This window comes from Staphylococcus sp. 231237_7MaSpsaltlick, assembly GCF_043107035.1.
Genome location: NZ_JBICNX010000004.1, coordinates 291,790 through 314,397, shown reverse-complemented (window position 1 = coordinate 314,397; position 22,608 = coordinate 291,790). Strand labels below are relative to the sequence as shown.

15 protein-coding genes and 1 pseudogene are annotated in these 22,608 nt (G+C 33.6%); 4 read left to right on the top strand and 12 right to left on the bottom strand.

Annotated elements, in window-relative coordinates:
- Positions 1 to 5 precede the first annotated feature (5 nt).
- The gene (locus ACF91D_RS09870; protein WP_107526983.1) at positions 6 to 1,229 is read left to right on the top strand and encodes a NupC/NupG family nucleoside CNT transporter; all 1,224 of its coding nucleotides are present in this window, start codon (positions 6 to 8) and stop codon (positions 1,227 to 1,229) included.
- Between the two features lie 716 nt (positions 1,230 to 1,945).
- Here ACF91D_RS09870 and nagB read toward each other — a convergent pair.
- From nagB to ACF91D_RS09850, 4 genes are all read right to left on the bottom strand, one after another.
- Positions 1,946 to 2,692 (bottom strand): glucosamine-6-phosphate deaminase, encoded by a 747-nt coding sequence (nagB, locus tag ACF91D_RS09865; protein WP_107526982.1) that lies wholly within the window; start codon positions 2,690 to 2,692, stop codon positions 1,946 to 1,948.
- 40 nt (positions 2,693 to 2,732) lie between these two features.
- The gene (locus tag ACF91D_RS09860) at positions 2,733 to 4,268 is read right to left on the bottom strand and encodes a PTS transporter subunit EIIC (RefSeq protein ID WP_107526981.1); all 1,536 of its coding nucleotides are present in this window, start codon (positions 4,266 to 4,268) and stop codon (positions 2,733 to 2,735) included.
- A gap of 203 nt (positions 4,269 to 4,471) precedes the next feature.
- On the bottom strand, positions 4,472 to 5,503 hold the full coding sequence (gene argF / locus ACF91D_RS09855; RefSeq protein ID WP_082039251.1) for an ornithine carbamoyltransferase: 1,032 nt from the start codon (positions 5,501 to 5,503) through the stop codon (positions 4,472 to 4,474).
- 1,362 nt (positions 5,504 to 6,865) lie between these two features.
- Positions 6,866 to 8,128 (bottom strand): MFS transporter, encoded by a 1,263-nt coding sequence (locus ACF91D_RS09850; protein ID WP_107526980.1) that lies wholly within the window; start codon positions 8,126 to 8,128, stop codon positions 6,866 to 6,868.
- Positions 8,129 to 8,566: 438 nt separating this feature from the next.
- On the opposite strand from ACF91D_RS09850, the gene ACF91D_RS09845 reads away from it, so the two are divergent.
- Entirely contained in the window at positions 8,567 to 9,232 is a 666-nt protein-coding gene (locus tag ACF91D_RS09845; protein ID WP_107526979.1) for a hypothetical protein, read from the top strand.
- Positions 9,233 to 9,431: 199 nt separating this feature from the next.
- Complete coding sequence (locus tag ACF91D_RS09840) at positions 9,432 to 10,661, top strand: ArgE/DapE family deacylase (protein WP_107511783.1); 1,230 nt, start codon at positions 9,432 to 9,434, stop codon at positions 10,659 to 10,661.
- A gap of 174 nt (positions 10,662 to 10,835) precedes the next feature.
- On the opposite strand, the gene argB is transcribed toward ACF91D_RS09840, so the two are convergent.
- The 6 genes and pseudogenes from argB to ACF91D_RS09810 all read right to left on the bottom strand — a co-directional run bounded on the left by argB (position 10,836) and on the right by ACF91D_RS09810 (position 19,074).
- Entirely contained in the window at positions 10,836 to 11,597 is a 762-nt protein-coding gene (gene argB / locus ACF91D_RS09835; protein ID WP_107527815.1) for an acetylglutamate kinase, read from the bottom strand.
- Positions 11,598 to 11,611: 14 nt separating this feature from the next.
- A pseudogene (gene argJ, locus ACF91D_RS09830) lies at positions 11,612 to 12,850 on the bottom strand (bifunctional glutamate N-acetyltransferase/amino-acid acetyltransferase ArgJ).
- Positions 12,851 to 12,869: 19 nt separating this feature from the next.
- Positions 12,870 to 13,901: an N-acetyl-gamma-glutamyl-phosphate reductase gene (argC, locus tag ACF91D_RS09825; RefSeq protein ID WP_107527813.1), complete on the bottom strand. Its 1,032-nt coding sequence runs from the start codon at positions 13,899 to 13,901 to the stop codon at positions 12,870 to 12,872.
- A 40-nt stretch (positions 13,902 to 13,941) separates the two neighbouring features.
- The gene (gene rocD / locus ACF91D_RS09820) at positions 13,942 to 15,135 is read right to left on the bottom strand and encodes an ornithine--oxo-acid transaminase (RefSeq protein ID WP_107527812.1); all 1,194 of its coding nucleotides are present in this window, start codon (positions 15,133 to 15,135) and stop codon (positions 13,942 to 13,944) included.
- Positions 15,136 to 15,480: 345 nt separating this feature from the next.
- The gene (locus ACF91D_RS09815; protein WP_119624426.1) at positions 15,481 to 17,118 is read right to left on the bottom strand and encodes an APC family permease; all 1,638 of its coding nucleotides are present in this window, start codon (positions 17,116 to 17,118) and stop codon (positions 15,481 to 15,483) included.
- Between the two features lie 546 nt (positions 17,119 to 17,664).
- Positions 17,665 to 19,074 (bottom strand): MFS transporter, encoded by a 1,410-nt coding sequence (locus ACF91D_RS09810; protein ID WP_107527298.1) that lies wholly within the window; start codon positions 19,072 to 19,074, stop codon positions 17,665 to 17,667.
- Between the two features lie 197 nt (positions 19,075 to 19,271).
- Here ACF91D_RS09810 and ACF91D_RS09805 point away from each other — a divergent pair, with 197 nt between their 5' ends.
- Complete coding sequence (locus ACF91D_RS09805; RefSeq protein WP_107527297.1) at positions 19,272 to 20,216, top strand: nucleoside hydrolase; 945 nt, start codon at positions 19,272 to 19,274, stop codon at positions 20,214 to 20,216.
- A 207-nt stretch (positions 20,217 to 20,423) separates the two neighbouring features.
- Here the strand turns inward: ACF91D_RS09805 and ACF91D_RS09800 are convergent, their stop codons facing one another.
- On the bottom strand, positions 20,424 to 21,050 hold the full coding sequence (locus ACF91D_RS09800) for a nitroreductase family protein (protein ID WP_107527296.1): 627 nt from the start codon (positions 21,048 to 21,050) through the stop codon (positions 20,424 to 20,426).
- Positions 21,051 to 21,255: 205 nt separating this feature from the next.
- Positions 21,256 to 22,560 (bottom strand): MFS transporter, encoded by a 1,305-nt coding sequence (locus tag ACF91D_RS09795; RefSeq protein ID WP_107527295.1) that lies wholly within the window; start codon positions 22,558 to 22,560, stop codon positions 21,256 to 21,258.
- Positions 22,561 to 22,608 lie beyond the last annotated feature (48 nt).

Here is a 22,608-nt window from a genome sequence, read left to right as displayed (position 1 = left end):
ATTAAATGTCCATACTGTTTACCATTACAGGTATCTTATTTGCACTGTTGATTGCATTTCTATTTAGTTTCAATAAAAAGGCTATTGATTTTAAAAAACCGTTTATAATGATAATTATTCAAGTCTTACTCGTATTATTTATGATACATACGACGATAGGCTTAACTATATTAACTACACTAGGGTCGTTTTTCGAAGGTTTAATTAAAATCAGTAACGCTGGTATAAACTTTGTTTTTGGTGATTTGCAAAATAACAACGGTTCGACATTTTTCTTAAATGTATTGCTACCATTAGTATTTATTTCTGTGTTAATCGGGATATTAAATCATTTTAAAATATTACCTTTTATTATCAAATATGTAGGTTATCTTATCAATAAAATAACACGTATGGGTCGTTTGGAAAGTTACTTTGCTATATCAACATCTATGTTAGGCCAGCCGGAAGTATTTTTAACAATTAAAGAAATGATTCCTAAATTATCACGCGCTAAACTTTATACAATTTCAACTTCAGCAATGAGTGCAGTAAGTATGGCGATGTTAGGTTCATATATGCAAATGCTCGATCCAAAATTCGTTGTCACTGCTGTTATGCTCAATATCTTTAGTGCACTAATAGTAGCTAGTATCATCAATCCTTATCCCACTTCAAATCAGGAAGATGATCTTTCACACATGAAAAATTTAGAACTGAGTGCTGGTTCAAACGAAACTACAGTAAATAAAGCAAAGCGGACGCCATTTTTCCAAATGATTGGTGATAGTGCGATAGATGGCTTTAAAATTGCGATCACTGTTGCGATTATGCTGTTAGCTTTTATATCATTAATGGAAGCTATAACACTTATATTTCATTTAATCGGCTTAAACTTTAAGCAACTTATTGGTTATATATTTGCACCTATCGCCTTTATTATTGGTGTACCTTGGAGCGAAGCTGTTCAAGCTGGTTCCATTATGGCAACTAAATTAATTACGAATGAATTTGTAGCGATGCTAGATTTTCAAAAAATAGCGGACGAACTATCCACACGTACACAGGGTATTATTTCTGTTTATCTAATCAGCTTTGCGAACTTTGGGACTGTGGGTATAATAGTTGGTGCAATAAAAGGTATCAATAGTGACCAAGGCAATAAAGTTGCCTCATTCGCACTAAGATTATTATTAGGTGCGACACTTGCTTCTATAATTTCCGCATCTATGATTGGCTTAGTTCTATAGAAAATGCACCTCCCCATTGCAGTTGATCAAAGTTAATATATCATGCCAACTATAAAGCGGATTATATACTGGTAATAGTGAGGTTACAGAGATAATAAATATACTTACTCAAAATAATCCTAGGATATCAATTCCAGAAAAATAACCCTCAGATGATTCAATTTATCTGAGGGTTATTTTTATTTAATATTACTTATTATTGGCTCGCTTTCCTAGGGGACAGCTTCAGCCTGTAGTCTTCCGCTTGTCCTGTTCCCTCAGGAGTCTCGCCAAAATACTGTTTAATAAAATTTGCATTTACAATGAAATACTTTAGGATTTCCATATTAAATGTATCCTACTTGTGTTTGGTTATAACATCTATAATGTTAACCATTATATGTTTAATACTTTATCTACTATCTTTTTATTCAATACTTCGTATTGTTGGCTCGCTTTCCTAGGGGACAGCTTCAGCCTGTAGTCTTCCGCTCGTCCTGTTCCCTCAGGAGTCTCGCCAAAACACTGTTTAATAAAATATGGATTTACAATGAATTACTTTAAAGTTTCCGGATTAAATGTACGCTAATTCTATGACATTATTACGACCAATCTCGCTGCTTCGCCACGTGCTAAACGATCGAAACCTTCATTAATATCTTCTAGTGCAATAGTATCTGTTAGTAATTCATCAACAGGTAAACAATGCCCAAAACTAAGCCTAGAAACCGTATCTCTTATCTATGATCCCCATTTGATTCACCAAAGTACACTGCATCGTCAACAATGATTTCGACATTAGGGTGTGTATGCAATATAGACGCTGGCAATGCTTCTGTAACATCGCACGTTAATAATTGTTGGATAATCGTATGCTTTGAGGCACCTAAAGCGAGTAAAATAATACGACGCGCTTGCATAATTGATGCTATACCCATAGATATTGCTTGTTTCGGTACGCAGTTTTTATTGTCAAAATGTATACTATTAGCATTGATGGTTGAATCACTTAAATCCACTACTCTCGTTATGCTGTCGAATGATGCACCTGGTTCGTTAAAGCCGATATGACCATTTTCACCTATACCTAGAATTTGTATGTCGACAGGTCCATATTTATTTAAATGTTGTTCATAAGCCTGACACTCTGCTTTAACATCTTTACTGATACCATTCGGAATAAATATATGCTTTTCATCCCATGTATCATTATATTTAAATAATTGCTGTCTCATATAAGTATGATAACTTTGAGGATGTGATGCATTTAAATCAACATACTCGTCTAAATTAAATGTTTTTACATTTTTTAAATTCAATTTATTGGCTGAAATTAAAGTATTTAAATTACGATAAACCTCTAACATTGTATTACCTGTTGCAAGCCCCAATACTGCAGCTGAATTATTATCTATCACCTTAAACAATTCAGTAGCTACATATTGGCTAGCTAGTATTGCATTTTTCATATTAATTATCTTCATCTCTATTTCCTTCGCTTTCTATAGTAAAATTATATAATTATTAATTAAGTCCTAATAACTGTTCAAGTTCATTTTTAATATTTGTAACATGTGGTCCATAGATAATTTGTACGCCCTTCCCCTTTATGATTACGCCTTTAGCACCTGTAGACATTAGCATTTGTTTATTTACGAGTTCATTCCTATTTAATGTGATTCGTAATCGAGTCGCGCAACAATCAACAGTTGTAATATTCTCTGAACCACCTAGTCCTTCAACAATTGTCGTTGACCTTTGTGAATCTGCGACTATTTCTGTGGTTGGTTCATCTTCTCGTCCTGGTGTTTTATAATTAAACTTAATTATTAAGAATTTAAAAATGACATAATAGAGAAAGAACCACAATATACCAATAGGCAATACTAGTAAGAAATTAGTTTTAGCATTTCCTTGCAATACACCAAACAGTAAATAATCAATCAATCCACCACTGAATGTTTGTCCAACTGTAATATTAAAAATATCTGCCATCATAAATGCTAACCCATCTAAAAATGCATGAATAACATATAAAACGGGTGCCACAAATAAAAAACTAAACTCTAACGGCTCTGTTATGCCAGTTAAAAATGAAGTCAATGCAGCTGACAACATTAAACCACCGACGACTTTTTTACGTTCTGGTTTAGCTGTGCGATATATCGCAAATGCTGCTCCACACAATCCAAACATCATCGTAATAAAACGCCCTGACATATAACGAGATATTCCTGAAAAGTACTGAGTGACATGCGGATCACCTAATTGTGCAAAGAAAATATTTTGCGTCCCTTGAATTAAATGCCCTTTCACTTCTAATGTACCTCCTAGTGCCGTCTGCCAAAATGGTAAATAAAAAATATGATGTAAACCGAATGGACCTAACATACGCAGTATAAAACCGAAAAAGAATGTACCAACCACTCCTGTTTTATCTACGATTCCTCCCACTTGATATATGCCTTCTTGAATTGTTGGCCACACAAAGAACATCAAGACACCTAAGATTATTGCAGATAATGAGGTTATAATAGGTACGAAGCGTGAGCCTCCAAAGAATCCAAGATATGTTGGCAATGAGATATTATTACATTTGTTATGTAACAATGCAGTCATAACTCCAGTAATAATACCACCAAACACTCCAGTTTCAACTGTTTGTATACCTAACACCATCCCCTGACCAGAAGATATTAAATTTTGATCATTCGCTAATGTGTCAGTAATGGTCAATAATCCATTCATAGTCGCATTCATAATTAAGAATCCTAACATTGCTGCCAGTGCAGCAGTACCTTTATCGTTCTTGGCAAGTCCAATCGCCACACCTACCGCGAAGATAACTGCTAAATTTTGAAAGACAATATTGCCTGCAGATGACATTAATGTGAAAGCATTTTGCAGTAATGTGATATCTAACATTGGATACGCCTTTACCGTATTTGGATTACTCAATGCGCCTCCAATCCCCAGTAGTAATCCTGCTGCTGGTAATATTGCTATTGGCAACATAAATGACTTTCCAAATTGTTGTGCTTTCTCAAACCATTTACTCATAACAAGAACCCCCTATCGCTTTTAATATACATTCAAAGAAAATTCTAATCAATTAAAATTCTATTTATGAAAAATATTTTCAAAATTAGTTATAATTCATTCAATCTTTTTAATTCACTAAAAAAACTACCAAGGTCAATGTGACCTTGGTAGCCTTTATTTCACGCTCTTGTTGCCTACTGAACGTGTGTTGGTTTTAAATTTTAAAATATATCTCCAAGTGTAACGGACATAATCGCTTTAATAGAATGTAATCTATTTTCAGCTTGATCGAATACAACGGAATGTTTTCCTTGGAATACGTCATCAGTCATTTCCATTTCTGTTAAACCATATGTTTCATAGATTTGTTGACTGACTTCCGTATTTAAATCATGAAATGCAGGTAAGCAATGTAACACGATGACATCTGGATTCATTGTCTGCAATAACATAGATTCATTCACTTGATATGGTAATAATTGATTGATACGTGTTTCTAACACGGATTGATCTTCACCCATTGAAAACCATACATCTGTATATATTGCATCAGTTTGATATATTGCTTGTTTGACATCTTCAGTGATTAATATATGACTTCCAGATTGCTCTGCATATGCCTGAGCCATTTCTTGTATGGATTCATCAGGCTGTAAACTAACTGGGGCTGCAATATGGACATTGACACCAAGTATTGCACCCGTAACTAATAAATCATGTGCCACATTATTTCTCGCATCGCCAACATAAGTGAGCGTTTTGCCTGATAATGTGCCTAAATTTTCCTTTAAAGTAAAGAAATCAGCAATCATTTGCGTAGGATGCCATTCATTAGTTAAACCATTCCAAACAGGTACATTTGCATTCTCTGCTAATGATTCAACATCCTTTTGGTGAAATCCTCTAAATTCAATACCATCATACATTCTGCCTAACACCTTTGCTGTATCAGCAGTTGATTCTTTTACACCTAAATGAATGTCACCTTGTCCAAAATATTCAGGATAAGCGCCTAAATCATATGCTGCGACACTAAATGCTGAACGTGTTCTCGTTGATGGCTTTTCAAATAATAATGCCAGATTTTTTCCTTTTAAATATGGATGTGGTATACCCCTCTTTTTCTTTTCCTTTAATTCACCAGTAAAATCAACCAACGTGTTTAATTCATCTGCTGAAAAGTCACACGTCTTCAAAAAATGCTTTCCTTTAAAAGATTGTAATTTTTTTAATGCTGTTGTGTACGCCCCAATTACATCACTCCAATGTTATTATAAGATTAATATACATAATAAAGGTATTTTCCATGAAAATCAAGTATAATTATACTGTTTTGTGCATATTGTTGAAAATTTGTGATTTATCTATCTTTTTTTATATAAAACAGACTAGTTTATTATTTAGATTTATACAGTTATGTAATATAACTAAGCAATTAGGAATTGAATTAAAAACAATATCTACACCTTAGCACTCCAAATAATGAATTAAGGACTATTTAATCACAAAATAAATAAACATATTACAATATATGTATAACCCCTTATTAATGGAGGTGAAACGATATGTCAGGTGTAATTATTGAATTAATTAAACAACTGTTATCACAATTTGTCTCTGGTGGGTTCCAATAATCCAAACATCCAAAAAACAATCCACCTACTATTTTATATTCATCAACCTTACCTTTCTTAAAATTGAATAGTATATCTATATCCCAAATGAATTAGAAATCACTTATCCCAATGGATACTATTTTTGCCTTTAAAAAGGTCAACCTATTTTATGGTTGATTGACCCAACCGTCGACAAACACTCAGTCATTGTCGATGGTTTTTTGTTTTTAATGTTTTGGTGTATGCTATTCCCTGTCAGTACAATAGATGTATATGACTATAGGTCTATACACATAACCAATAGACAATTACTTACTATCATCCACTTATTTCTAACTCAACTAAGTACTGTATTTATTACTAGGATATACTATCTATTCTCATATGAATCTATCACCTAAAAAAGCGAGCCAATAATGCGAAATAGCAAATAAAAATAGCCAGTAATTAAGGGAATATGCATTTGCAAACACAAACAAGACCTATTAATTTTCGAAAATGTTAATGTACATTTATAAAGCTTTAAGCACTATTTTGGCGAGACTCCTAAGGGAACAGGACAAGCTGAAGACTACAGGCTGAAGCTAGCCCCTAGGAAAGCGAGCCAATAATACGAAGTATTGAACTAAAAGCTAGTAGATAAGGTATTAAATATTTAATAGTTAACATTATTGATTTTATATTCCAACACAAATTCAAAAAGATAATTGTACTGTTCTTTTTAATATATAGTCATATTTTATTAAATTGTGTTTTGGCGAGACTCCTGAGGGAACAGGACAAGCTGAAGACTACAGGCTGAAGCTGTCCCCTAGGAAAGCGAGCCAATAATACGAAGTATTGAATAAAAAAAACACTCAGATAAATTGAAATCAATTATCTGAGTGCTATCTTCTGAGATTCATGTTCTATACACTTACTTGAACAAAAATAAAATCGAATTTCATAATGTTAGTAAATAATAAAGTATCTTATTTTTAAATATGCATTTTCTATACATTACTTAACGATTTCTTTTTTTCCGCTTTTAAGTCGTTCGCGTTCTTCTGGCGTTTTTAAGAAACGGGTCATAATTGCACTTGCGATATATAAACCGAACAATAGGTACATCATCCCCTTAACGCCAATACTGTCGTAGAAGAGCGCCACTAATCCTGGTCCTACGAATACGCATAAACCTGCGCCTAAGTTTAATATTGCCATTGCCGGGCCTTTATCACCATCATGCACTAAGGAAGGAACTAGTGCTGAAATTGGTACAAAGCCTGCTAGACACATTCCCCATAAGAATCCTACAGTACCAACTACGAAGACATTGCCTGTAAACAATTCAGGTATAAAATATAATCCTAATGTGAAGATGGCACATCCAATACCACCGATATAAGAAACTGTATTTTTCCAACCAATCTTGTCACTTAAAGCACCAAAAATTAAATTAAATATGATATTCGCTATAAAAATAGTACCCCAAATATTTAACCATGTCGTCGTCGCAATTCCTTTACTTGCTAAATAAATTGGTAAAAATAACGGAAATGCATATTGTGCCGCTTGGTTAATAATACGTACAATACAAGCAACAGCAACTCTTGGTTCTCTTGCCAATATAGTAATGCCTGCTCCTACCTCTTTTAAGTGATCTTTAAATCCTTCTTCTCGATCTTCGAGTTCAAATTTATCTCTATTCACAACAATAGCTAAAAATGTACCGATGACTACCCAAATAATTGCCGTCCATAAAGTAACAAAATGACCAAATAGTTGAATCGCCATAGAAGAATAAAAGGCACCTAGCACACTCAAACCACCTGTAAATACAAACCAGAACCACCCAACTGCAGCACCTAATCGTTTTTGTGGCGAGCGATAAGCTACCCAGACTAAAAATGAATATGCAAATAACGGATAACCAAATCCTCTAATTGCATAAGAAGGAATCATTAAATTATAATTCATTGACGGAATTGCAATACCAACAAATATTGCATGTCCGATAATATATAGCGATGTACCAATCAACATCACCTTTCTAGGTCCTATGATTTCAACGAGCACTCCAGACAACCATGAGCCAATTGCAATTGTTACGCCGTAGCATGTCGTTAACAATGCAGTTTGCTGTACAGATAAACCTTGCTCATGAAGATATGGACTGATCCATGCCAATTCCAAACCATCACCCATCATAAATATTAAGACACCAATATATCCCCATAAAAGCGTCGGAGGCATCCCCATTTTTGCTAATTTTTGATTCATAAAACACCACACCCCTTTAAAAGTAAATACCATATCATCGAAATTGAATTACATATAAATACAAATTTGAAAATATGATTAATCCCCAAATGCAGTTACCAACAATATAGAAAACGCTTTCATTTATTAATGTTATGTTATTTCATTTTTTCTAATAATGCAAATTTATTTTCGTTTATTTTCATATTTTTTCGTTTTTAATTATTATCGACCCTTATGGCGAGTCATTTTAAATAATCATAGCAACACTAATAACAATGTTGTATGCGTTATCAGCAAGATATAATATTTACTCATTAATTTACAATATCTCCTAAAATTAATTTATTTGTACAAAATAAATTCTTAATAATATCATCTTATTTATTATTCTGTTACAGTACAGATAAAATTAGAATCATATATTGTTTAAACTTAAGGGAATGGATGGGGGATCCTATGAAATTTGAACAAATTACTTTATTTACATCAAATTTTTCTGAAACAATGCAATTTTATGATGAAATACTAGAATGTCCTATGTTAGAAGTTAATGTTGATTATTTTAAGGTAAAAATTGGGGAAACTACTTTATGTTTTCAACGTACGAAAGATAATATGCAGCCTTATTATCATTTTGCGATAGATATTCCATATAATTATTTTTATGAGATGAAACAACATTTTCAAAACATCTTATTCTTATTAATGGAAGATGGTAAACACTCTGTCTATTGTGAATCATTTGTTGCACAATCTATGTATTTCAATGATCCGTCAGGAAATATTGTCGAATTGATTGCTAGAGCAAGCAACATCACAGACGAAGCAGAATTTACTAGAGTGAGTGAAATGAGCTTTGTGTGTAACGATCTAGACACATTATATCCTGCATTATTGAACTATAATGTCACTGTACATAATGGGGAACCGTTCAATTCCAATCAGTTGAATTTCATTGGCGACATGAATGATGAAAGTTATCTATTGTTAACACCAGAACAAAGAAAGTGGTTATTTTCTGATAAACTATCACAGGCTCATCCACTGACAATTCGAACTGATCAATTCGAATTATCCTATGCCATTGATACCAATTGGACATTAGAGCCAGTATCAAAGTAAATGCTATATTACAATAATGCCAACTATCCTTTCTCTTAATATACACATTTCAACCACAACGCTATTGATATTTTAATCTTAAAAATTAATAAATTATATCATCTTATATATAATTTGCATTTTAATTGTAAGCATTTTTCTTATCAAAATAATAAGACAGATGTATAATTTATATAGTTTGTTAAAGGAGTGGTATATTATGAGCACATTTTCAAATGAGGAAAAAGTGCAAATATTATCTGATATTGTGGAAATGAATACAGTAAACGATAATGAAATTCAAGTTTGTGAGTATTTTCAAAAGCTTTTCGCCGAACATGGCATCGATTCAACAATTGATAAGGTAGACGAACGTCGTGCCAATTTAATTGCAGAAATCGGTGAGGCTGGACCTGTAATTGGCATTTCTGGTCACATGGATGTCGTATCTGAAGGCGATCGTCAACAATGGAAATATGATCCATTTAAGTTAACTGAGGAAGACGGTTTCTTATATGGTCGCGGTGCTGCTGATATGAAATCAGGACTTGCAGCATTAGCAATTGCTTTAATCGAGATTAATAACTCAAACGCCTTAAAAAATGGACGTATTAGATTTTTAGCTACAACTGGTGAAGAGATGGAACAATTAGGTTCTCAACAGTTATACGAAAAAGGCTATATGGATGATGTAGAAGCTTTAGTTATTGCAGAACCATGTCAAGATATGCTCGTATATGCGCATAAGGGTTCTATGGATTATAAAATTAAATCTATTGGTAAATCTGCACATAGTTCAATGCCAATTTTTGGTATCAATGCAATTAAGCCTTTAATTGATTTTATACAAGATATCGATGAAGCACATGCTAGAATTTCTAAAGAAGTTAAAGGTGAATCATTAGATTTTTCTAATCTACTACAAAAATTCAATACATCATTACCGGCATCAATCGACAAAGGTGAAATTGAAGATGTATTAAAAGGTCTTGTAATTAGCAATACATTAATCCAAGGTGGCGTACAAGTTAACTCTGTACCAGAGTCTGCTAATGCTGACTTTAATATTCGTACAATTCCTGAGTATAACAATGATCAGGTTAAATCATTATTTGCAGATACACTTGAAAAACATAACAGCCAAGGTGCAAATTTGGAAAGTGATTTATACCTTGATCTAGAACCAGTTCTAACAACTGGTCAAAATGGCCTTATCGAATCGGCCAAAGCAATCGGTGATCGCATGTTCAATAAAGATTTACTTGCATCTCCAATTGGTGGCGTAACAGATGCTTCTAATTTATTACGTGGTAAAGATGAATCTTTCCCATTCCTTGTGTTTGGACCTGGAAGTGAACCTCACCAAGTAAATGAACGCGTTGAAAAAGACATGTACTTTAAATTCATCGATTTCTACATTGAATTATTAACTACTTATGTCGAAAAATAATCATCAATATACCATAAGATTATAATTCTAAAATTGTTTGTAAACTTGAATTATAATCACCAGTATTACACTAAAAAACAGTTCGAGATAACATATGTATATGCCACTGCCTTTGAGGCATGGTAACAATGCATATTGTCTCGAACTGTTTTTTATCTGCAACTGTTCAGATATTTATTGTTGTATCGTAGTACCTACGTTCCCACTATTTAAAATTTTGTCAATTACATGGGGTTCGTCTCCTGCTGCAATTACAACCTTCTCGCACCCTTGTTCAATTGCTTGAATTGCATCTTGTACTTTAGGAATCATACCTCCATATATTGCTTCACTATCAATATGATTCTGAATTTGCTCAGCATTTAACGTCTGTTGTACCTGTGCTTCAATGAGTACACCTGGAATATCACTCAACAAATAGATAGGTGCAGATAATGTCTGTGCAATTTTATATGCAAATGTATCTGCATTGATATTGTATAATTGCTGAGTATCATGCTTCATGCCAATAGATGCTATAACTGGTATAAAATGATCAGTTATATGTTCCAACAGTTCTGTATTTATATCTGTAGGTTCACCAACAAATCCATATTTTTCACTTAATGGAATGATATCAACGAGATTACCATCTATCCCATTTAAGCCAACACTTACAGCAGTATTTTGATTTATTTTACTGACTAATTGTGGATTAACCTGTCCAATTAATGTTTGGCAAGTGACAGTTAACACTTCACTCGTCGTTACACGTAAACCATCTTGAAATTCCGGTGCTACACCATTGTTCTCTAATGCCTTATTGATAAACGGTCCTCCACCGTGTACAATGATTGGTCTTAACCCCTGTTGTTTCAATGTTACAATATCTTCGATAATAGATTCATGTAAATGCGTTAAGGTGCTACCACCAATTTTTATTATGATATAACTCACTATCTATACACCCCTTATGTTCTATATGAAGCATTTATACGTATATAATCATATGATAGGTCACAACCATAGGCTGCAGCTTCTCCATCGCCAGTACCTACAGTCGCGTCTATTTAAATATTGTCACCTTGAAGTTGTTCTTTTAAATATTGTTCATCAAATAAAACTGCCATACCTTCTTCAACAACTGGAACCTCAGCTAACTTGACATATGTTTCACTTGGTTCAACATTTTGTGAAGCATAACCTATGGCTGTAATAATTCTACCGAAATTTGCATCTTCGCCATGTATCGCTGATTTTACTAAATTAGATGATACAATGCTTTTAGCAATCTTTCTCGCTTCATCTGTATCTGCTGCTCCATTAACCTTAGCAGTAACTAATTTCGTTGCACCTTCTCCATCTTTTGCGATAGCTTTAGCAAGGTACTGTGTTACAAAATTCAACGCATAATTAAATTTATGCCAATCTGGATGTGTCGGTGTGAGGGTATTATTTCCAGCTTGACCATTCGCCATAAACAACACCATATCATTTGTACTCGTATCACCATCTACAGTAATCATATTAAATGATTGATCGACAGACTGTTTTAATGTGTTTGATAATTCCATACTTTCAATATTGGCATCAGTTGTGACAAAACCTAACATTGTAGCCATATTTGGATGTATCATACCTGAGCCCTTTGCTGTCCCACCTATTGTTATTGTTTTACCATCTATTTCTACTTGTACTGATAAATGCTTGGTAATAGTGTCTGTCGTAAGAATGGCTTCGCTAAAATAGACTCCATGATTATACTCATCTTTCATTATATTCTGCGTTCCATAATGAATTTTCTCCATTGGTAAAAATGAACCTATAACGCCTGTAGATGCTACACCTACATTATGTGTTGGTAGATCTAACTGTTGTGCAACCCATGCTTGTGTGTCTTTAGCATCTTGTAATCCCTTTTCACCTGTACAGGCATTCGCATTTGCTGAATTGACAACGATTGCTTGCAACGTTTGATTATTATTAATACATGCTTCTGTAACTTGTAATGGTGCTGCCTTAAAACGATTTAATGTATAAACACCTGCTGCTGCCGCTTCATTTTCTGAATAAATCCAACCAAAATCTTTGCGTTGCTTTCTCAAACCAACATGGAAACCACCAGCTACAAAACCGGACGGAGAACTAACATCGCCTTGTAAGTCTACATTTAGTTGATCTAATATATCAATTGTTTCAATATCTTTCATAGTATCTCTCCTTCTCAATTTATGGGTATACTGGTGTTTGTTTTAATCCAGTTGTTTCTGGCAATCCAAACATTAAATTCAAATTTTGAATCGCTTGTCCGCTTGCACCTTTTACTAAGTTATCAATTACAGATACAATAACTGCTGTTTGCTGCGTCTCATCTACATATAGACCGATATCGCAATAGTTACTTCCGTAAACTTCTTTAGTCTTAGGATATTCTCCTAAGTCTCTAACTCTGACAAACGGCTTGTCTTTATAATATTTCTCATATACTTTATGCAGTTGCTCAGCTGAAAATGCTTCAGTTAATTTCACATATATTGTTGACAGAATCCCTCTAGTCATAGGAACGAGGTGTGGCGTGAATATAACATTAATATCTTTCTCAGCAACTTGAGATAAATATTGTTCAATTTCAGGTTTATGTTTATGTTTGCCTATACCATATGCACTAAAATTTTCATTCATTTCGGAATAGTGGACATTTTGTGAGAGTGATCTTCCTGCACCTGAAACACCAGTTTTAGCATCGATAATAATCGAATCTGTATCGACCACTCGTCGATCGATAACTGGATGCAAAGCTAACAATGTCGCTGTTGGGAAACATCCAGGATTCGCAATCAAGTTAGGAACCGTCTGTTTGATATCAGACCATTCAGCAATACTATAAGCTGCATCATCCAGTTGTTCCTGTGGTGCTGCTTCTTCACCATAAAATTGCTGATATACATCTCTATCCTTCAATCTGAAATCTCCAGATAAATCAATGACTTTAATTCCTTGTTTTACTAACTTCGGAGCTATATGTTTACTAACATTTGAAGGTGTTGCAAAAAACACTACATCACATGATATCGTTTCATAATTTAGTTCTTCGTAATGATGTGTTAAGTGATTTAAGTGAGGAAATGTTTTGCTTATGGGTTCATCTGCCTTTGAATGTGAAAACACATATTTAATTTTAACTTCTGGATGATGTACTAAGAGTCGAATGAGTTCGACTGCACCATATCCACTTCCTCCTACAATCCCAACTTCTATCATAACGTTCATTCCTTTCTGAATATTCGGACTTTTAATGGTATTAATGGTTTGCTTGTTCTAATACTTCAGTGATTACTTTCGCTACAGTAGCAATTTCTTCTTCATCTATTACTAATGGTGGCGAGATTCTAATGATATTACCTTGTGTTTCTTTACATAGCACACCTTGTTCAATCATTTCTAAACAATAGGTTTGCGCTGGTTTGTTAAGTTCAATTCCGATAAATAATCCCCTACCTCTGACATCTACAATTAAATCACTATCAATAAGCTGTAATTGATTTAATAATTTTTGACCTAACTCAGCAGATCTTTCAATTAAATTTTCATCTATTAGTACATCTAATGCTGCACTAGATACAGCACAAGCAAGTGGATTTCCACCAAATGTTGAGCCATGTGTTCCAGGTGTTAAGACATTCATTACATCTTCATTAGCGAGCACTGCAGATATTGGATATAGTCCACCACCTAATGATTTACCAAGTAAATAAATATCTGGCTCTACACCTTCCCACTCAATTGCAAATAGTTTTCCGGTACGACCTAAACCAACTTGAATCTCATCAGCAATTAGCAATACATTATGTTGATTACATAAATTACGCACTTCTTGTATAAAGTACTCTGGCGGAATATTTACACCACCTTCACCTTGTATAGGTTCTAAGATAATAGCTGTTGTATTTTCATTGATAAGTGATTTCAAAGTCGTAACATCTCCATAATCAACTGTATGCATATTATCTAATAATGGCGTAAACCCTTTTTTATAACTTTCTTGAGATGAAAGTGATAGTGCACCTAATGTACGACCATGAAAGTTTCCATTCATTGCGATTATTTCTGGTTTACCTTCTTCAATACCTTTGACATCTGTTCCCCATTTACGAGCAATCTTTATTGCTGTTTCTATGGCTTCTGTACCAGTATTCATTGGTAATACCTTATCTTTGTTTGCAAGATTACATATTTTTTCTTCCCATTGACCTAAATTGTCACTATAGAGTGCCCTAGATACCATGGTTATTTTTTCACTTTGTTCTTGGACAGCCTTAATAATTTTAGGATGACAATGACCGTGGTTGACGACTGAAAATCCTGATACACAGTCAATATAACTATTTCCATCCACATCCCAAACCTTAGCGCCTAAACCTTTAGTCAAAGCTAGTTTTAATGGACTGTAATTGTTAGAACTGTATCGATCTGTTAATTCAAATAAATCGTTCATCTTAACCCTCATTCCTTTATATTTATTCCTGAAATTGAATTAATATTCAAAATCATACAACGATATTGGCAATTAGTCAAAGATTATTTTTAAAAAAATTGCATATTTTAAATCTTTTAATTTACTACACTGTTGATTTTTTCAAAATTAAGAATCCATATCATTCTTATTCAACGGCTATATCTTCACAATATTACGATGTATTTATTTTGCATATTTTTCATTCGGAAATTTTTATTTTTTCATATCTTTTAAAAGGCCAAAAAAAATTCCTTAACTTTGAAATAAAAAAGAACAAACTGGTACATAATTAGTCCAGTTTGTTCTTTTTATAATTATCAATGTTTATTCTTGGTTTTCTAACTTTTGTTCTTCTTTTAAATTCTGACGCATATCTTTATTGATCTTTTTAGCGCGCTTAAAGTACACACTTTCAAAGTAACTTGTAGTACCCAGCTTATAAAAGATTAATGCAACGATGATAATAACGACAAAGTCATATGGATAATGTATCCAGTTCATACCATTAAATTCTTTACTTCCTATAAATGACAAGAAGGCAAGAATAATTAAGTATAAAATAATCCATAAACTACCACCAATTTGTTTCTTAGTATTTTTCCAATTCATCTTATATTCATAGAAGAAATAAATCGGTAAACCTAAGATAATAATAAAGATAACTTCAGCTGTCGTTGGCCACATTGCCCAGTAAATTGCTAGTGAAGCTAACACGAATGAGAATGGTGCCATAAATTTCAACATATTTGCACGGAATGGTCTGTGCATTTTTGGCGCCATTTTACGTAATGAAATAACGGTCGTTGGACCAGTTAAGTACGCAACTAATGTTGCCGTTGAAATTACGCTCGCCAACACTGCCCAATCTCTAAATAGTGATACCATGACCATACTGATAATGGCATTAAAGATAATAGCGACACGTGGAATTTTATATTTATCGTTCATTTTTCCTAAGAACTTAGGAATATGTCCATTTTTCTCCATTGCACGTAATACACGACCTGTAACAGCAACGAATGATACACCTGTACCAAATGGAGACACAACTGCTTCTATATAAAGTAGTATCGCTAACCAATTTAAACCTAATAAGATAGCCATATCAGCAAATGGAGAGTTAAAGTTAATTCCACTCCAACCTTTAGAATGAATCATATCTTGTGGCATAGATGTGATAAACGTACTCTGTAATACAATATAAAGTAAGGCACTTAGTGTTAGTGAAATTGCAATACCTCTTGCAATATTCTTCTCTGGTTTCTGTATTTCAGAACCCATATTAATGATTGTTTGGAAAGCATTAAATGAGAAGATAATACCGGATGCTGTTGTAGCAGCAAATATTGGTGCTGATCCATACGGCATAAATTGACCTGCAGTATGACCATAGTTTCCTGCGTCAAATCCAGAGATCATTAACATAATAATAGTTAATAATGGCACACCAAGTTTAAATACAGATATTAAACTCGTAAATGAAGTAAGTAATTTAACTGACCAGTAATTTAATAATGAAAAGATAATGATGATAATAAACACAGTAAACAATCCAGAATTACTGATTGTGCCACCTTTCATTAAACCGGACGTAAATTTAGCCCACTCCCATGGCCATGAACTCATATATTGAACTGCAGAAACGGCTTCAATTGGAATAATTGTAACTAAAGATACCCAGTTTGCCCACGCAGCAATAAATCCTAGTAACGAACCGTGTGTATACTGAGCATAGTTACTCATTCCGCCTGATTGTGGAAACATTGTACCAATTTCAATATAGTTATAAGCGATGGAGCCTATAACTACAAAACCTATAATCCATGAAATAATTGCAGCTGGGCCAGCAATAGAAGACGCCTCCCATGCACCAAATAGCCAACCTGAACCAATGAGTGATCCAAGTCCTAATAGTACAAGCTGCGACAAATTAATTTTTTCACTCTTTTTCTGTTTTCCCATAAAAACTCCTACTATTCATCTTTTTATATTCATATCAAGGTAAATGTACAATGTATACACTTTCTTGTATATGTAGTTATTATACGCATATTAAAATTCAAGTCAAATCAACATTTTATCGCTATTTTTTTGAATACACTTGAATATTAATACATTATATGACTTCAAAATGCATAAACGTAGCACGCAACAAATTGCCTTTCCCGTCACTATATAAAGTCGATGAAGCATTTTTTATTGATGTTACTCAATTATTCATAAATAGTATATCGGCATCTACAACAATTCATCGCTCATATAAAGGTTAAAGACTGTCATATCAACGGTTCATAGTAAATTTAACCCTAGATTTCAAATTATTTGTTACATATTATACTATTTATTGTATTTTTACATAAATAATTATTAAATATGGATTTTAGAGCCTTTAGATAGTTAATAATTGCATTTTATAATGTTACTCAAATATATAATCTCCAATTATACTTATTAAAAATTATAGCTAATAAATATTTTTACTCTAATAAAGTTAAATAACAATAGTTATCAAGATGATGAGTTATTTATTTTATTTTCCTGCTCCCACCATAAGGCTTCTTCAGGGTTATTCACCACTTCCTCATATTCTTTATCTGTTTCTACATTTGGATATGAACCTTTTAATGATTTATTGGAAGTTGACTTAAACATCGTCACAAAGATAATGAGACCAACAACATTGATAAACATTAAATAGTAAGATGGCGCAATTTTTTGTCCAGTTGTCTCTACTAAGGTTGATAAAATAAATGGTGTAAGTCCACCAAAAATTGCAGCACCAATGTTATAAACAAGTGATAACGTGCGCAATCTCACTTTTGTATAGAACATACTCGGTAGTAATGAAGGCATCACACCTTCAAATGTAGCCATAAAACAAGCAATAATTAATAAACCGACAATGACTAGAGGTAAAACTGGTATGCTCATCAGCCAAAATGCAAAGACTGAAAACAAACTAAAGCCAACTAGACCAAAGAGGATAGTTCTTTTATTACCCACTTTATCGCTATACCAACCAAAGAAAAATACTGCTGGAATCATTATAACCATTGTCAATGTACTTAATACGGACCCCATGGCTCCACCTAAATGAATTGTTTGATTTAAGAATGAAGGCATGAACGACAACACCATATAATTTGCCACATTTAAAAAGGCCACTCCTGTAAAACAAACGATAACGTCTTTCCAATAATATTTGAATATGTCTAAATAGGAATATTCTAGTGCTTGTTGTTCTTCTAATGTCGTTTCATAGGCCGGGCTTTCATCAAGGCTTGAACGTAAAATAATGCCTATAATGCCAAATGGTGCTGCTAAAATAAATGGAATTCTCCAACCCCAGTCAGACATTTGTTGGTCACTTAACAATGCATAAAGCGTACCAACCAATAAGGCCGCCATGATATTGCCTATTAATGTGCCTATTTCTAATCCACTACCCAGCTTACCTCGCGTCTTATCAGGCGCTGTCTCTGCAATATAAGTCATTGCCCCTGCATATTCTCCACCAGTTGAAAATGATTGCACCATACGCACTACTAACAATAGAATTGGTGCCCAAATACCTATTTGTTCCTGTGTTGGCAAGAGCCCTAATAGTAAAGTAGATGCTGCCATAAGTAATATGGTTGTTGATAATACGATTTTCCTCCCATATTTATCACCTAAATGACTGAAAAAAATCCCCCCAATTGGTCGCACAATAAATGCGAACGCAAACACTGCAAAAGTAGAAATAATTTGTAGTTGTGCCGGTAAGTTCCCAAAGAAATTAGCACTTAAAATTACAGCTAATTGTGCATACAAACCAAAGTCAAACCATTCAATTGCATTACCTATACCAGTTGCAACTATACTTTTCTTAGTTTGATCTGAATCTACCTTATTAACATTTTCCTTTTTAAATTTCACAAAAATTACACCCCTTAAAAATTCGCTTACTTTTTTTAAATATCCTATGCAACTATTAATAAACAATTTACACTTTTATAAATGTCATAAATTAATAACAACTATAGATATTGCGACAATATTTATAAAAAATCATCACAGTAATTCTTTGATATAATATAGATAATTCTAATTTTTACACGGAGGTCTATTACCAAATGAAACAGATATATTTTAACCATGATGGTGGCGTAGATGATTTAGTATCCTTATTTCTTCTACTACAAATGGATGATGTCAAATTAGTGGGTGTAAGTGCAATCGGTGCTGATAGTTATGTAGAGCCTGCAGTAAGTGCTTCACAAAAAATTATTAATCGCTTTGCTCATTATCCAATTGATGTTGCTGCATCAATAGAGCGTGGAAAGAACCCTTTCCCTAAAGATTGGCGTATGCACGCATTTTTCATGGATGCTTTACCAATATTAAACGAACCTGTTAAAGCACAACATGCACAGATGCTGTCACATCACGCATACGAAGATATTATTGAAAAGTTAAATAACGCTACAGAAAAAATCACATTATTATTTACTGGACCATTAACAGATCTGGCAAAGGCAATTACTGTTGATCCTACAATCACTGAACATATTGAACGACTGGTTTGGATGGGAGGTACTTTCTTATCAAAAGGAAATGTCGAGGAGCCTGAACATGATGGCACTGCAGAGTGGAATGCTTTTTGGGACCCTGAAGCAGTCAAGACCGTCTTTGATACAGACATCAAAATTGATATGGTTGCATTAGAAAGCACAAATCAAGTACCTTTGACCTGGGATATTAGACAGGCCTGGGCAAATGAAAGGCAGTACACTGGCGTAGACTTCTTAGGTGTCAGCTATGCCGCCGTTCCACCATTAACGCATTTCCAGACTAACTCAACTTATTTTCTATGGGATGTCTTAACTACTGCTTATACGGGATGCCCCGACCTCGTGAAACAAAAGACAGTCATGGCATCAGTATATACAAGCGGACCAAGCCAGGGTCAAACATATATAGATGAACAAGCAGGTAGACCTCTCGCGGTAGTCTATCACGTTGACCATGATAGATTCTTCAAATATATGACTGATTTAGCGAAACGTGTAAGAGATTAAATCAGCTATACAGCTTTTATCTATAAAAATCTATAACTGTTATTAGTAGTAATTATTAATCTTTGATTAACTTACAAAACATAAAAATATCAAAGCATAAAAAAAGACCCTTAAACTTCAACCGTTGATAAATTGACTTAGTATCTTACTTTAAGCAGTCTTTATCTAAAATGGTTAAGCTTTTAAGGGTCTTACATTATCTATATTCTATACGTGGCGAGTCACAGTATCTACTGGTAATCTATATGAATCATGACCAGGATTTTTCTCTTTACCAATTGCAACAATCATCACTGGTTCATAACGTTCTGGATCAAGGTCAAATGCTTCTGCAATTTGATCACGTTCAAATCCACCAATTGGGTTTGTATCGTAACCATATGCTCTTGCTACTAACATAAATTGCATTGCTGCTAAACTACTATCTATTTTAATGATGTCATTCATTTCTGCTTTTGATAAACTTTTATAGTATGGTAATACTTTAGCTAACATTTCATCTTTAACATCTTCTGGCATCATCCCATGCTCTACAGCACTATTATAAATTTCTTCACCGTGCTCGTAGTTTTGCATGTCCCCAAAGATGACTACCATTGCTGCTGAAGTATCATTTTGTCTCGTATTAAAACGAATAAGTGGTCGTAATTTATCTTTACCTTCGTCACTTTCTACTACTAAGAAACGCCATGGCTGCATATTTACAGAAGAAGGTGCCTTCGTTGCTTTTTGTATGATTTCGTCCATTTCTGCTTGAGGTATTTTAACAGTTTCATCAAATACTTTAACTGATTTTCTATTCATTACTACATCTTCAAAATTATTATTAATCATGTTCAATGCTCCTTAATTATTTTTTACAAAATCAAATTATACTCAATTTATTACGGATTACAAATCATCTGTTTATAAAATTACCAAATATTATTTTACATATCTTTAAAAATAACTTCTAAACACAAAAAATACACATTTCTTTAATTAGAAATGTGTATTTTCATATCATATTATTAATTCACTTTAAAAATTCAATTTACATTTAATTATTAATAGATATTTTCTTTATACCTGGCTTAACAAAGCACATTGCAATAATACCTATAACTGCTGCAATGACTGCTGAAATAAACATTGATGAATAACCATAAGATGTTACTAAGATTCCCGTTAAAGTCGGAGCGATAATCGTAGCGGAATTCACGAAAAAGTGTGTCATTCCACCATATGTTCCAGTCTTTTTAGGTGCTGTATCAATAATGACTGCCCAATAAACGGCATTTGGTAAGAAGATACAAGCATTACCTAACATCATCAAAAACATAATCCAGGCAATATTGTTGGTTGTTGGAATAATCAAGAAACAAATGGCTGCTAAAGTCATTCCAAAAATAGCTAAACCGGATCTGGCAATTCTAAGACTACCTGTCTTATAACGTAACCAGTCCGAAAGTTTACCACCAAAATACGCAGTGAAGCAAGCACCAATCCATGGAATCATACCTAAATACCATAATGAATGTATTTCAAAATGATATTCATCTTGTAAATATTTTGGTGTCCAAGTTAAAATTAAAAAGTTTATGTATTGGAATCCAAAGTAGCCAATCATATTAAACACAAGCGTCGGACTCTTGAAAAAATGATACCATTTTTCATGCGCATTGTGTTCTGTTTCTACAGTTTTTTCACCTTCGACTGTTGATTCAGTAGAACGTATTGCCGTTAATTCTTCTTTAGACACATGTTTATTATCTTCTGGATAGTCTGTAAACACTTTATACCATATGATAATCCAAACAAGTCCAATAAGTCCTAATAAAACAAATAATACACGCCAATTAGAAATCGTTAAGAATCCTGATACAATTGGTGCCGTAATCAATGCACCTAATGGTACACCAATCAAGCCAAGCGCAGACAGTAATCCGCGTTCCTTTGGCGCAGCCCAGTTAGCATTTGTTTTACTAATTGTCGAAAAGATTGGACCTTCTGATACACCAAATAATACACGCATCAATCCAAATCCAGCAATTGCTGATCCACCAAACAATGCCATGCCTATTTCACCTGCAAAAGCCATACCGATTTCAAACAGCGACCATAATGTTCCAGCCACTAGCCATACAAACTTCGGTCCTTTTTTGTCTGCAGTAATACCTCCAAATAACGAACCAAGCATATAACCATATCCAAAGTAGCCTAATATAGCACCCCAAGCAATATTATCAAAACCAAATTCCTTAATAATATCTTCTTGAGCATATGAAATAGCACCACGATCAACATAATTAATCATAGTCATTACGATAATCATCGTAATGATAAAGTATCGATAATTTTTCATCTTGCTCCCCCCATGTTTAAACACTTAAATCATAAGAAAACTTAACTC

What these genes read in the sequence shown, in the direction of transcription:
- ACF91D_RS09840 (WP_107511783.1), top strand. Translation starts at nt 9,432, where the DNA reads ATGAGCACATTTTCAAATGAGGAAAAAGTGCAAATATTATCTGATATT.
- ACF91D_RS09815 (WP_119624426.1), bottom strand. Translation starts at nt 17,118, where the DNA reads ATGGGAAAACAGAAAAAGAGTGAAAAAATTAATTTGTCGCAGCTTGTA.
- ACF91D_RS09795 (WP_107527295.1), bottom strand. Translation starts at nt 22,560, where the DNA reads ATGAAAAATTATCGATACTTTATCATTACGATGATTATCGTAATGACT.
- rocD (WP_107527812.1), bottom strand. Translation starts at nt 15,135, where the DNA reads ATGAACGATTTATTTGAATTAACAGATCGATACAGTTCTAACAATTAC.
- ACF91D_RS09850 (WP_107526980.1), bottom strand. Translation starts at nt 8,128, where the DNA reads ATGAATCAAAAATTAGCAAAAATGGGGATGCCTCCGACGCTTTTATGG.
- nagB (WP_107526982.1), bottom strand. Translation starts at nt 2,692, where the DNA reads ATGAAGATAATTAATATGAAAAATGCAATACTAGCTAGCCAATATGTA.
- ACF91D_RS09800 (WP_107527296.1), bottom strand. Translation starts at nt 21,050, where the DNA reads ATGATTAATAATAATTTTGAAGATGTAGTAATGAATAGAAAATCAGTT.
- ACF91D_RS09845 (WP_107526979.1), top strand. Translation starts at nt 8,567, where the DNA reads ATGAAATTTGAACAAATTACTTTATTTACATCAAATTTTTCTGAAACA.
- ACF91D_RS09870 (WP_107526983.1), top strand. Translation starts at nt 6, where the DNA reads ATGTCCATACTGTTTACCATTACAGGTATCTTATTTGCACTGTTGATT.
- ACF91D_RS09805 (WP_107527297.1), top strand. Translation starts at nt 19,272, where the DNA reads ATGAAACAGATATATTTTAACCATGATGGTGGCGTAGATGATTTAGTA.
- argC (WP_107527813.1), bottom strand. Translation starts at nt 13,901, where the DNA reads ATGATAGAAGTTGGGATTGTAGGAGGAAGTGGATATGGTGCAGTCGAA.
- ACF91D_RS09860 (WP_107526981.1), bottom strand. Translation starts at nt 4,268, where the DNA reads ATGAGTAAATGGTTTGAGAAAGCACAACAATTTGGAAAGTCATTTATG.